Source organism: Vibrio sp. A1-1 (assembly GCF_021728175.1).
Lineage (GTDB): Bacteria > Pseudomonadota > Gammaproteobacteria > Enterobacterales > Vibrionaceae > Vibrio > Vibrio diabolicus.
Genome location: NZ_JAKKCL010000012.1, coordinates 40852 through 54090 on the forward strand (window position 1 = coordinate 40852; position 13239 = coordinate 54090).

8 protein-coding genes are annotated in these 13239 nt (G+C 45.7%); 3 read left to right on the plus strand and 5 right to left on the minus strand.

Going from position 1 to position 13239, the window contains the following annotated elements:
- Positions 1-33 precede the first annotated feature (33 nt).
- The 3 genes from L3V30_RS16625 to L3V30_RS16635 form a co-directional block, all read right to left on the minus strand.
- On the minus strand, positions 34-1386 hold the full coding sequence (locus L3V30_RS16625) for a family 1 glycosylhydrolase (RefSeq protein ID WP_237309338.1): 1353 nt from the start codon (positions 1384-1386) through the stop codon (positions 34-36).
- 191 nt (positions 1387-1577) lie between these two features.
- Complete coding sequence (locus L3V30_RS16630; RefSeq protein ID WP_006741246.1) at positions 1578-2705, minus strand: conjugal transfer protein TraF; 1128 nt, start codon at positions 2703-2705, stop codon at positions 1578-1580.
- Between the two features lie 213 nt (positions 2706-2918).
- Complete coding sequence (locus L3V30_RS16635) at positions 2919-4991, minus strand: ATP-binding protein (RefSeq protein ID WP_237309339.1); 2073 nt, start codon at positions 4989-4991, stop codon at positions 2919-2921.
- A 169-nt stretch (positions 4992-5160) separates the two neighbouring features.
- On the opposite strand from L3V30_RS16635, the gene L3V30_RS16640 reads away from it, so the two are divergent.
- Positions 5161-6510 (plus strand): sigma-54 dependent transcriptional regulator, encoded by a 1350-nt coding sequence (locus L3V30_RS16640; protein WP_237309340.1) that lies wholly within the window; start codon positions 5161-5163, stop codon positions 6508-6510.
- A gap of 45 nt (positions 6511-6555) precedes the next feature.
- Here the strand turns inward: L3V30_RS16640 and L3V30_RS16645 are convergent, their stop codons facing one another.
- Positions 6556-7764, minus strand: coding sequence for a diguanylate cyclase (locus tag L3V30_RS16645; protein WP_006741249.1), 1209 nt, complete (start codon positions 7762-7764; stop codon positions 6556-6558).
- A gap of 103 nt (positions 7765-7867) precedes the next feature.
- Complete coding sequence (gene brnQ, locus L3V30_RS16650) at positions 7868-9178, minus strand: branched-chain amino acid transport system II carrier protein (RefSeq protein ID WP_237309341.1); 1311 nt, start codon at positions 9176-9178, stop codon at positions 7868-7870.
- 836 nt (positions 9179-10014) lie between these two features.
- Between brnQ and L3V30_RS16655 the strand changes: the two genes are divergently transcribed.
- Both L3V30_RS16655 and L3V30_RS16660 read left to right on the plus strand, forming a co-directional pair.
- Positions 10015-11025 carry a TAXI family TRAP transporter solute-binding subunit gene (locus L3V30_RS16655; protein ID WP_005374185.1) on the plus strand — a complete coding sequence of 337 codons (1011 nt, stop codon included), beginning with the start codon at positions 10015-10017 and terminating at the stop codon, positions 11023-11025.
- An 88-nt stretch (positions 11026-11113) separates the two neighbouring features.
- Complete coding sequence (locus L3V30_RS16660) at positions 11114-13237, plus strand: TRAP transporter permease (protein WP_047007972.1); 2124 nt, start codon at positions 11114-11116, stop codon at positions 13235-13237.
- Positions 13238-13239: the final 2 nt, after the last annotated feature.

Below are 13239 nucleotides of genomic sequence, written 5' to 3' on the forward strand. Positions count from 1 at the left end.
TTTCAATGAACCGCCTGAAGTACGAATCACGTCTTAATACCAGTAGAAGCTCTTCTTGCGTTTACGCTCTAGCGTTCCTTGCCCATCATCATGACGATCGACATAAATATAACCGTAACGCTTGCTCATTTCGGCTGTTGAGTTAGCCACCAAGTCGATTGGCCCCCAGCTGGTGAAGCCCATCAACTCAACGCCATCAAGAATCGCTTCGTGTGCTTGAACCAAATGATCATTAAGGTATGAGATTCGATAATCGTCTTGGATTTCCCCGTTTTCATCGAATTCATCGCGAGCGCCTAAGCCATTCTCGACGATAAATAGCGGCTTTTGGTAACGATCGTGAAGGAAGTTAAGCAAAACGCGCAGGCCTTTTGGATCGATCAACCAGCCCCATTGGCTCTTTTCAAGGTATGGGTTTGGTACGCTATCGACGATGTTACCCACTTCTTTCTGTTTCGGATCGGCACTCGCACAGCCACTTGCGTAGTAGCTGAAGGAAATAAAATCGACACTGGCCGATGCAATTTCTTCTAAGTCGCCAGCTTCCATTTGTATTTCAATGCCGTTTTCACGGAAGTAACGTTTCATGTAGCCTGGGTACTGACCACGAGTCTGCACATCACCGAAGAACAACCACTTATTGTTTTCATGCATAGCAGCAAGCACATCATCAGGGTTGCAGGTGTATGGGTAGTTGATTGCGCCAAGCAGCATGTTACCAATCTTGCCGTTTGGTACGATTTGCTGACACAGTTTTACCGCTTTCGCGTTTGCTACAAGCTGGTGGTGAATCGCTTGATAAATGTCTTGTTCACTGACGTCTTCTTGCAAGCCCACTCCCGTAAATGGCGCATGAAGTGACATGTTGATTTCGTTAAAGGTAAGCCACAGCTTCACTTTGTCTTTGTAGCGTTCTAACACGGTTTTAGCGTAACGCTCGAAAAACTCGATCACTCGACGATCGCCCCAACCACCATAATTCTCAACCAAGGCGTAAGGCATCTCGTAATGAGAAAGTGTTACAAATGGTTGCATATCGTGTTTGGCCAGCTCATCAAAAATTTTGTCGTAAAACGCCAGTCCTTCTTCGTTTGGCTCAAGCTCATCGCCATTAGGAAAAATACGACTCCAAGCGATGGACAAGCGCAGGCAGTTAAATCCCATCTCTTTAAACAGGGCAATATCTTCTGGATAGCGATTGTAGAAATCGATCGCAAGATCTTTGATGCCAGGCGTTCGTTCTTCACGCGTTTGATGCGGGCTTAGAATGCCGTTTGGCAACATATCTGATGTTGATAAACCTTTCCCCCCAAGGTTGTATGCCCCCTCTACCTGGTTTGCCGCAATGGCACCACCCCAAAGGAAATTATCTGGAAACTTAATCATGTTTCTCACTCTTTATATCTAGGAAATGTTTGTGGATTTATTGCTTGAGAATAGTGTAGGAGACATCTCGATACTTGTAGCGAGATCGTGTTTTTATCAGTTCATCACCAAACGTCAGTAATGATAAACATTGAGATATAGGATGGTTGTTAACAATGCCAACCTAAGTGAATTTAGGTTGGCATTCGTATTCAAAACGTAAATGCTAAATTCGCCGCCGCGCCAAACTGGTTATCGCCAGCGTAAGACCCTGCTAGGTCTACACTGATCACATCAAAAGGACTGATGCCAATGCCACCTGTCACCGAGTTATCGAGATTATTTTCTAGGTCAACTTCATAACCAGCGCGGAGTTGCGCCCATCCCCAAGCATTCCCCTCGATACCAACTCGAATAAACTGGGTGTCATCGTCGAGCTCTTTAAAGCGCTTTTGTTTGGTGAGATCGGCGTCTAGGCTCAGAGCGACATAATCCCCGACATAGCCGATACCAAGGGTCGCTTGTGGCGTGAGTTCGTAGGTATAGTTGCCTAGTTTTGTTTCTATATCTTGCTCGAAGACGTCTTTTAACGAGAGACCAGCTCTAAATGCGTTGTGATACCAAGCGACCCCAAGATCCATATTGAACGTGTTCTTTGATACTTCACTTTTGTCGTAATCCTCGATATCAAAGTCATCTAGTGTTGTACGCTGCGTATAGGTTTTAAGTTGTTGGTATTTGGGCGTAATACCAAATGCGAATTGCTGCCCACCTATCGTGTATGCGCGAGCTAAGGCAACGCCATATTCCGCACTACCGAAAGCCGCTAGGTCGACGGCAGAATTGAGGTATCGATCTGCGGTGTTTGTTGAATCTGAGATATCGGGTGCCGCAAGTATCTCCACATAACCAGCGCTAAAAAGGTTTACCGACATGTAGCGTGTCGGAATCGCAATCGCGAGGCTCAGACCTCCGTTAATGACGACTGGAGCACTCTTATCTAATTGATCGAGTAGTCGATTAAGTTCGGCTTCGTTCGCAGGTGTGGGAATGCCCTGAATACTATCGTAAAGGTCTTGAACATCATCAACGGCTGATAAAGCTTCATCCTCATCGTGAATATTGACGCCGAGAGCAGGAATGAGTAGGCCGATATCGTCATTTTCTCGATAGAGAGCGCCTAGGGCTGGGTTGTGTAGAGGAGCGGTTAAATAGTCAGCGGAAACGACGCCTGTATTTCCCATTCCGTGACTTCGAGCGTCTGCTGCGTAAGGTGCTGCAAAAGCGTGAGGTGATAAAATAAAAAGCGCCCCTGTTGCTGCTAAAGTTAGTTTTCTCATAACGCATCCATTCTTACTTTAAATAATTACTTATCAATAAATTAGATGGTGGGAGCTAAAACTTGGTGTCAACCACCAAAAATTGTGCTGATGAATAGCATGTGGCGATTCATCAAGTTAAGCGTAGGTTAGGCAACTCGCTTTATAAAGTTGATTAAGATTTATTGCTCTTTAATTGTGTGGAGAAAAGCTGGAGAGGTGGATGGCGTTGGATTAGCTACGATGAGGAGCGAGCTCAAACATTAAGGTGAAGGACATGCCTTTATCAGCGTTGAGCTGCGCACTGATTTTCCCTTGCATATCTCGCATATTGTTGGCGGTGATGGAAAGTCCTAACCCCAGTCCTTCACCAATTTTTTTACTGGTTTGGAAAGGCTCGAACATGGTATCGAGTCGGTCTGAAGGTACCCCACACCCATTATCACTTACCACGACCTCAACATTATCGGTAGTGGGTGTAACGGCAATCATTAACTGGGGATCTTGGGTCTCTTTCATCGCATCTAATGCGTTGGAAATTAGGTTGCCGAGCACTTGTTGTAGGCGTTGCTCTTCACCAATGATATTGGGTAAATCGTTGGGAATGCGTACCCGAACATCTACCTTCGCGAGTTGAGATTGATAGACGCGTAGCGTCTCTTCTAAAGCGTTTGTCAGCGATATCTCGTGCAGTGTTTCTGGTTTATTGTAGGCAAACGTTTTTAGCTGACTGGTCATGCTTGCCATGCGGTCAATCAACTTTTGAATTAACTTGTTATTGGCTTTCATCATGTCTGTTTGTCCACGTTCTGCTAGCAACTCGTTGGTGGTTAAAAGGGTACGCAGGCCAGTCAATGGTTGGTTTAACTCGTGGGTAATCGCGCTCGACATTCTGCCCAATGCTGCCATTTTGCTTGATTCAATCAATTGCTCTTGGGCTTGTTTTAAAGCTTGAGTTCGCTCTTCCACCCTTTGAGCGAGCTCTTGGTTAATCAGCTGCAGCGATTGTTCCGCTTTTTTACGTTTGCTAATGTCGATTATGGTAGCAAGGAAATACTGCTCACCGTGCCATGGGAAGCTCGTGAGTGAAAATAGTACAGGAAATACGCTGCCATCACTGCGTCGCGCCATGGTTTCTACAGCGCTAATCTCTGCTAGTTCCTTATGCTTTGGCAGATCTCTAAGCAAAGTGAGTGTGGTCGAATTTGAATTACCTGCATCAAATAACTCCCAAGCGAAGGTATGACGATTCACACTTTCAGGAAGACAAAAAAGGCGTTTTGCCATTGGGTTGAGGTCGAACAATAGACCTTGTTCGTCAATCAACAACAAACCAACATGTGTTTTATTGATCATCTGTTTAAGTCGGCGTTGCGATTCTTCTAGTAAGGCTTGAATACGCTGCTGATTGAGATGTTTTTGTCGACGCTGTAAACCAATGATCACCAATAGGATAAGGAGCAGGAGGAGCGCTGCGATGCTCCATCCAATGACACTAATCGTTTGCTGAACAGGTTTGGTCGGAATAAGGTAACTGACAAACCAGTTTAAGTCGTCCAGCTTTACTGTGTGTGCAAAGTAGCGCTGCTGATTGAGAGTCCAGAAATGAATCACCGTATTGTCATACAGTGTTTGAGTTTCGACTTTGACTTGGTTATTCGGTTCATTAAACCAATCGGCGTTATAGTTTGTACTGCTGGAGAGGAAGAAGCGTTGATGGCGATTTTGTAGCGTGATGATGTCTTGGCTGGTGATGGTCTGCTCCGTTAGCAAACTCAGGTTGATTTGAACAACAACGATGCCCGCTATCTCCAAACCATCAAAAATTGGTGCAGAGAGGTAGTAAAGTGGACTAGAACCTTTTGTTTTATTCACTAGTGAGACGCCTTCTCCCTGACGTTGTATTTGTTCGACAATCGCACGGCGGTCAGAGCGACTGAACCGTTCATCGATCAGACTCGATACCAACACTTCTCCCGAGGTTGAAAGTATCAACCAACCCTCTGTATTCGCGGCTTTATCGAGCTGTGTCAGTTGTGCTTGAAGTGGCTCGTAGTAGTTTAAATTGCCTTTAACAAACGCAATTGTTTCTGGGTTATTCGTGACGAGATAGGGAAGGTGATAGAAACGTTTTAATGCTCGGCGGACTTCACCAATGTAGTCGAGGAGTTTCTGTTGTGCTTCTTGTTGAGTTTGGACGCTCAGCCATTGATGGGCCACCTCTCGGCTAGCACCGTAGAAAAAGATCACCAGCGCACTGATCAATACGGCGGTTAGCCACATTTTCCCATTCTTAGTGCGCTGCATTCGGACTCCGTTTGGCTGAATATAGTTATCGTAGTTGGTAGTGAAAGAGTGCGCTTAACTGATTGGATGTTAAAGAATTGTGATTAAGAAGTGGGATCTAGCTCCTTTTCTATAGCATGGTTTTTGCTAACTTTAGCAAAGACTTCTATCACCGATCAGGCAGTAACTCATGACTTTTGACGACATTCCGCGTATCGCCCTAATTGAAGATGATGACATCGTTCGTCAAGCAACAAGCCAATGGCTGCAATTGGCGGGGTTTGACGTCATAGCTTTTAGCTCGGGGGAGGAAGGCAAAACCGCCATTCTGAACCAAGAGTTTGATGCGATAGTTAGTGATGTTCGTTTGCCAGATACTGATGGAATTTCGATTTTAGAGAGCCTTATTGCGAATCACATTCCAACACCAATGATACTAATTACTGGTCATGGTGATGTGGATATGGCGGTGAATGCGCTACAAAACGGCGCGTTTGATTTTATTGAAAAACCTTTCCAGCCGGAGCGTTTGTCTCAACGCGTCACAGATGCGGTCGAGAGCCATCGCGCGCAAACATCGACGCTTCACCGCCAAGAGTATCTAGCTAGCGTGAGTGGTTTAGAAGAGGTGCTCATTGGTCAAAGTCGAGTGATGCAGCAATTACGCGAGCAAGTTGCGAAACTGGCGAAAATCGATACTAACGTGATCATTTACGGCGAAACAGGTTGTGGTAAAGAGCTGGTGGCGACCAGTTTGCACAATGAAAGCCAACGCAGAACCCATCATTTTGTGCCAATCAACTGTGGCGCCATTCCTGAGAACCTGTTTGAAAGTGAGCTGTTTGGGCATGAAGCTGGGGCATTTACCGGAGCGGGTAAAAAGCGCATTGGCAAATTGGAATACGCGGATAAAGGCACCTTATTCTTTGATGAAATCGAGAGTATGCCGCTGTCCATGCAGGTGAAAGTGCTGCGTTCATTACAGGAACATACAGTTGAGCGCGTTGGAGGCAATCAACAGATCTCGGTTGATTTACGAGTGATCGCGGCGGCGAAAGAAGATCTCAATGATCATGAAGAGTTTCGGCGAGATTTATACTATCGGCTCAACGTCGCGCAAATTTATTTGCCGCCACTCAGGGAGAGAGAAGAAGATTCACTGATTTTGTTTGAGCACTTCACCTTGCAAACTAACCCTGAAACCCGACCATTGAGTGATGCCGACAGAAACGCTGTGCTTTCCTACGCTTGGCCTGGAAATGTTCGAGAGCTGCGAAACGTGGCTATGCGTTTTGCTTTGGATGAAACGGTATCTGTGATGGAAATTCTCTCTAGCCGTCCTTCGTCAACCACGGAGGAGACGCAAGTGGGTGTTCCTCTGGTTATTCAATTACACAATTTTGAGCGCAAGGTGCTGCATGATTCATTGGTCAGGCATCACGGACGCATTAATGAGGTGATGCAGGAGTTGGATTTACCTCGTCGAACTTTGAATCAAAAGATGCAAAAGTTTGGTTTAAATCGTTCTGATTATACTTAACGCAATTTTTAAGCTGACTTACCGCTATGGGCGTCACAAATATGATTATGCGCTCTTTGAGGGAGTTGGGACAAACTTATAAGTTAGGCCTTTCCCTTCTCCAAACAAGGTGACTTGGTTTCTGCCCGTATGTTTAGAGCTATACAGCGCTTCGTCTGCTTCAGCAACGACCTCGTGAAGCGATTGTCCCTCAGATAACTCACTGATTCCAAAGCTCATGGTGATCTCATTCTCGAATGACTGCAATGAGGCTTCAGTTTCCACCGCCAGGCGAATTTGCTCGGCAACAATTTTGGCGCGTTGTGCTTTTTCAAGTAAAACAATCATGAACTCATCACCACCAAATCGTACTGTGCAAGCTGACTCTGGGAGGTGTTTCTTAAAGATAGCGGCAATCGTAGCCATGACGGAATCTCCTACCGTATGGCCGTAGTGATCATTAATCGCTTTGAACTCGTCCATGTCGGTCATGATGATGCTTATTGATTGCTTCCGTTTGTGCGCTTGATTAACAAGGTTTGGAACAATTTCTTCCATCGCGCGACGATTATGAAGCCCTGTGAGGGCGTCTAAATGTGAGAGATCATTGATTGACTGTATCAAGCGGCCATTAATTAGCCACAACATGCTAAAGCTCATAGCGACAATCAGACAGATGCTAAGTAAAAACGTCATCTGGTGGATAAAACCTGCGGTCATAAAATTTGGCACTTCATTGGCGAAAGCGCTCCAAAGTGCTCTGAAGCCCATAAAAATACTGAAGCAAAAGAAGGAGCACGCCATCACTATGGTTGGGAGTTTTTGGTCTTGCTTGGTGCCTTTCAGCATGGCGATCCCACTAAAAAACGTAACGATGCAGATATAAACACTTAAGTAAATGATACGGCTTTTAATTGAATGGTCATGGAAGGTGAAATAATAGAACGAACCGCTGAAAATGGGCGTTAAAAAAGCGAGTGAGTGGGCCAGTTTTAGAGGGAATTGACGAAAAATGCTCACACTGTAAAGCGTAAGCAAGAAGCCGATTAATATGAGCGTATTCGCTATGACGATGGTAAGCCAATCTGGTGCAGAGCCTCTAAATCCTAGTAAAAAAGGCCCAAAGCCAATAAATAACAGCGAGAGAGAGAAAGTCTTTAAACCTTTGATCTTTTTTTGTGTGTATTGGTAACAAAGTAGACTGATTGAGTAAATGCAAGAGAACAGAATAACGATAAAGTTGAGCGTTCTGATGTCTAAATACTGATTGTCCATAAGCGCTCCACATCAATCCATAGTTCAGGCAACTCCTTTGCCTGATATCAATAAGCGAACTACATATTAACTTACTTATTGAGTGATGTCTTATGTTAAACGGCTATTCATTTACCAGCTCGAATTGTTCGGTTTGGCTGGTTTTCGTCGTAAACAGCAGACCAACAATCATCATCAATACGCTAGGCATAATCCAGCTAGCAAAGTCATTGTACAGAGGCATGTAATTACCCATCCACTCATCGGTGGAATCTGGCATGTAGCCTAGGATGTGCAGCGCATCAACACAACCAAACGTTAGAGCAGTGAACGCCGTCGCGACCACCATGATTTGCGACATCTTGTTACGCACTGGTGCCATGATCATCAATGCAATCGCTACTGGGTGAAGCGCCACAACCGCTGGCAATGTGATAGCCAATAGTTGCTCTAGACCTACGTTAGCGATTAAACCTGCCAATACCATAGTCGTGACAACGCAGCCTTTGTAGTTCACTTTGCTGAAAGTGTTGTCGTAGAACTCACTGCCTGCGGTGGTTACGCCGATAGCAGTAGTCAAACACGCCAATACCATCACGGCACCAAGTAATAGTGAACCAAATGCGCCGAAGTGGCTGAAGGTGAATGCCGTTAAAATGTCGCCACCGTTACTGAATTCAGAACCCAAGTATGAGCTCGTCGAGCCAATGTAAGCCAATGAGATGTAAACAAATGCCATGGCAACCGCGTACATCAAAGCAGCAATTAGTGTGTATTTTGCAGTGGCTTTCGGACAATCCACACCCATGCTGCGAATCGCACGGAAGATAATCCAACCAAAACCGATAGAACCTAGCGCATCCATGGTCATGTAGCCTTGCGTTAAGCCTTCAGCAAATGCACCAGATACGTATGGTCCCGTTGCGGCAGTTAGCTCGCCTGCAGGAGAAACCAAAGCAGTCACAGACATGATGATCAAGATCGCCATCAATGCAGGCGTTAAGATCTTACCTAGGTTGTCGACCAACTTACCCGGATATAGGGCAAATAGAATGGTGATAGCACAGAAGGCAATAGTGAAAGGCACCAAAGCGGCATCACCAAACATTGGCGCAAAGCTGAACTGGTAAGCCACGGTAATTGCGCGCGGAATCACGAACGCAGGGCCAATCACGATAAACACCATCACCCAAAAACTGGTCGCCAAAGGTTTAGGTAGGGCAGCGGTTAATTTGTCTGAACCGTTTACGATAGCCACCATCACCAGTGCCATCGCAGGCAGACCTACACCCGTCAAGAGGAAGCCAGACATCCCGCTCAGAAAGTTTTCACCTGCTTGGTAACCCAAAAATGGAGGGAAGATCAGGTTACCTGCGCCTAAGTACATGGCGAAAGTCATGAAGCCCAAAGCGGCGATATTGCGTGCGCTTAACATTGTTATTCCTCTTATGTTTCGCTTGGAAGAAACTGAAAGGAATGGGAGGAGTATGTGGTGTTCCCGTCAGCTTCTTCTCAAGCTGACAGAAAGTTTAGATATAGCCTGTCAGCTCTGAATCAGTTTCAGAGAGAGCAGGAGGATCGCAGCAGCAACGCCAGATGGGCGTTTTAAAGCGAATTGTAATTGCGCAGTTGCTGACATGGGTGATCCTTAATGACGAAAAAATACCAAGGAATACGTTTGCCTTGGTGTGTTGTTACCCTAACGAACATAGGGCTATTGGCACAACCCCGAAGTAGAAAATAAGTTGATACGGTCAATGTTTGTTTCTGAACTGGTGGATTGAACTGCTTTTTAAATTCAAAATTAGAATAAATAACTTTTCATTTCTGTAACATGGCTTGTTTTGCTGTATTTTTGTGCTATTTGTAGTCGTTTAGGCTATAAACCTCCGCTGATAAAGTGAGCAGTTTAGAATGATGCGCTTTTTCTTCTTATTGTTAAGACGCTCATTAGTTGCAGTTCAATCCAAAATTGCATCGGCAAAATATTGCTTATTAGTGAATCGTGCATTTATTTTGTCTTGATCACATTTTATTAACCTTTTGCGTTCTAGGCGTGCAACCTTCTTCTCTTCAATGAGCAAGATCTTGCTCATTACTTTGCTATCAAATCAGCATGATTTTGCTCATTTTTGATGTCTTTCAGCACTTAGTTTAATAAATACAAAGGGTTAAGAGTTGGCATTTCAATTGCTCTAGGGAATGTGTTGTTAATAAAGATTTAACATGATGTAAATCCCCAATCGTGAAACGACTACACGGAGAGTAATAATGAAAATGAATAAGCTGGTAAAAGCTTTGGCTGTCGCTGTGACTTCTTTTGGTATTGCTGCTAACGCTGCGGCAGAAGATCGTAGCTACATTCTTGCAACGGCATCGACAGGTGGCACTTACTACCCTGTGGGCGTAGCGTTGGCGACGTTAAGCAAAGTGAAATTGGCACCAAAGCACCACTTCTCCCTTTCTGCAATCAGCTCTGCGGGCTCTGGTGAAAACGTCAAACTACTGAACGAAAACGAAGCACAGTTCGCGATTCTACAAGGTCTTTACGGTGCGTGGGCTTGGTCTGGTGAAGGTCCTTATGAGAAGAGCGGTCGTCAAGAACAACTGCGTTCAGTTTCTATGCTGTGGCAAAACGTTGAGCACTTTATTGTTCGCTCTGACTTAGCAAAAACGGGCACAGTGACAGACCTGAACAACCTAGATGGTAAGAAGTTCTCTATCGGCAAGAAGAACTCTGGTACTGAGAACTCTGGTCGCCAAATCATGAAAGGTCTGAAGGTAGACCCTGATAAATTCAATCTTGCTTACATGGGCTACGGCGGTAGTGCGAGTGCACTTCAAAACGGCACCATTGACGGTATGAACACGCCTGCAGGTGTACCTGTTGGTGCGGTTACTCAAGCTTTTGCTGCGCTGGGTAAAGACATTTCGATTCTTTCGTTTACTGACGAACAAATCAAAGAGGCGAACGGTAACTACAACCTATGGACGAAGTACGAGATCCCAGCGAACACGTATCCGGGTCTAGATAAGCCGATCACCACCATTGCACAGCCAAACTTCTTGGCTGTTCGTGAAGATATCTCGGAAGAAGACGTTTACCAGCTAACCAAAGCGATCTACGAGAACCTGCCTTTCTTACAAGGTATCCACAAAGCAACAAAAGCAATGGCGATTGAGAAAGCAATTGCTGGCTTGCCAGTGCCTCTTCATCCCGGCGCGGCGCGTTACTACAAAGAAATGGGCATCGAAATCCCATCAGATCTAATGGCGAAATAATGCCTACTTCGCCCCGAGTTTTGGCTCGGGGCATTTTATCCCTACCGATTTCAAAGATGGAAAAAGCCGCCAGAGCTTGGAGTATGAGATGAGCGACTCAATAGAAAAGGAATTGCAGAAGTTTGAGCTGCCCACGCGCACTGATTTTCCGTGGGTAACCACCACAATCACAGTGTTTGGCGTGGTTTTGTCTGCTTTGCACATTTGGTTTAATACCTTATCGACGTTACCAGAGTTATGGATTTCCGCGACCCACTTTGCTGGCTTTGCGGTGATTTGTGCGCTTTGGTATCCGGCTCATATCTCTCTCAAGCAGAGTAAGGTTGCACTCGGCATCGATGTGTTAATTGCTATGGGCGCGGTCGCGTGTTTGCTCTACATTCCCTATGCCGAAGATGCGCTGTATGAGCGTGGCGTGAAGTTCGTGACCAGCGATTGGGTCTTTGCCATCATGGCAATTTTGATTGTTATTGAGCTGATCCGACGCACCATGGGTTGGTTTATTCCAGTGCTGATTGTGGTGTGTTTAAGCTACGTTGTGCTTTGGGGTAAGTGGGCGACAGGCATTTTCCATTTCCCGGGGTTGAGCATGGAAACCTTGCTCTACCGCAGCTTCTATTCTTCTGAGGGCATGTTTGGTTCTATCTCGCGCATCAGTTGGACTTTCGTATTCATGTTCATTCTGTTTGGGGCGTTTCTTGTTCGCTCTGGTGTTGGTGATTACATCATCAATGTGGCACGTGCTGCGGCTGGTAAAATCATCGGTGGTCCCGGTTTTATTGCGGTGATTGGCTCCGGTTTGATGGGCTCAGTATCTGGATCTAGTGTGGCAAATACGGTTTCAACCGGTGTTATCAGTATTCCTTTAATGCAAAAAGCAGGTTTCCCTTCGCGCTTTGCGGCGGGTGTTGAAGCGGCGGCGTCGACAGGTGGTCAGTTGATGCCACCAGTGATGGGCGCGGGTGCTTTCATCATGGCGTCTTACACGCAAATTCCGTATGTTGATATCATTGCGGTGTCTTTCATTCCTGCTCTTATCTATTTCTTGTCTGTGGCGTTCTTTGTGCGTATTGAAGCCAAACGCAGCGGCGTTCAAAAAATCACGACCAGCGATGAATCATTACTTAAAGTGCTGATCAGCGGTTGGCACAATCTTATCCCACTGGCGGTTTTGGTTACTTTATTGGTTCAAGGCTTTACACCGACTTACGCTGCTGGTTTGTCGATCATTTCTGTGGTGGTGGCTTCTTGGTTCTCGAAAGATCACAAGATGGGACCAAAAGCGATCATCGAAGCACTTTCGCAAGGTGCGAAAAACATGGCGACAACAGCCGTATTGCTGGTGGGTATTGGTTTGGTGATCAACGTGATCAGCACAACGGGCATCGGCAACACATTCTCATTGATGATCGACGGTTGGGCGAATGGCGACTTGTTCATAATGATCGTTCTGATTGCACTCGCTTCTCTTGTTTTGGGTATGGGTTTACCCGTGACAGCGGCGTATATTGTGTTGGGCACACTGTCTGCCCCCGCGCTTTACAAGTTGATTGCGGAAAACCAATTGCTTGAATTGATGGTGTCGGGTCAATTGCCTGAACAAGCAAAAGCCATTTTTATGTTGGCGGCGCCAGAAAAGCTGGAACTGCTTAATGCACCAATGGCGTTGGAAACCGCGAAAGAAATGGTGGCGCTAGTACCTGCGGACTTTATGGAAACCCTACTCGAGCAAAGTTTGGGTATGGAAGCGGTAGGCTTGGCATTGCTGGCTGCTCACCTCATCATCTTCTGGTTATCGCAAGACAGTAACGTAACGCCTCCAGTGTGTTTGACCGCATTTGCAGCAGCAACCATAGCGAAAACACCGCCAATGCGTACTGGTTTGATGGCATGGAAAATCGCCAAAGGTTTGTATCTTGTGCCGCTACTTATTGCTTACACAGGCTTAGTCAGTTGGGATGTAACGTCGGTAATTACCGTGGGCTTTTTTGCCATCATCGGTACCTATGCATTGATTGGTGCGATTGAAGGTTACTTAGAAGGCCCTCTAAACATTCTTACGCGTCTCTTGTTGGTAGTGGTGGGTACATTGCTGGTTTGGCACGACATACCAATGTTGGTTCGTGTGGCAAGCTGCGCGGTATTTGTCGCGGTGTTCATTTACAGTGGTCGCAAGTTCAAATTGCAACAATCTCAACTATCGGTTTTATAAGA

What these genes read in the sequence shown, in the direction of transcription:
- L3V30_RS16625 (WP_237309338.1), bottom strand. Translation starts at nt 1,386, where the DNA reads ATGATTAAGTTTCCAGATAATTTCCTTTGGGGTGGTGCCATTGCGGCA.
- L3V30_RS16630 (WP_006741246.1), bottom strand. Translation starts at nt 2,705, where the DNA reads ATGAGAAAACTAACTTTAGCAGCAACAGGGGCGCTTTTTATTTTATCA.
- L3V30_RS16635 (WP_237309339.1), bottom strand. Translation starts at nt 4,991, where the DNA reads ATGCAGCGCACTAAGAATGGGAAAATGTGGCTAACCGCCGTATTGATC.
- L3V30_RS16640 (WP_237309340.1), top strand. Translation starts at nt 5,161, where the DNA reads ATGACTTTTGACGACATTCCGCGTATCGCCCTAATTGAAGATGATGAC.
- L3V30_RS16645 (WP_006741249.1), bottom strand. Translation starts at nt 7,764, where the DNA reads ATGGACAATCAGTATTTAGACATCAGAACGCTCAACTTTATCGTTATT.
- brnQ (WP_237309341.1), bottom strand. Translation starts at nt 9,178, where the DNA reads ATGTTAAGCGCACGCAATATCGCCGCTTTGGGCTTCATGACTTTCGCC.
- L3V30_RS16655 (WP_005374185.1), top strand. Translation starts at nt 10,015, where the DNA reads ATGAAAATGAATAAGCTGGTAAAAGCTTTGGCTGTCGCTGTGACTTCT.
- L3V30_RS16660 (WP_047007972.1), top strand. Translation starts at nt 11,114, where the DNA reads ATGAGCGACTCAATAGAAAAGGAATTGCAGAAGTTTGAGCTGCCCACG.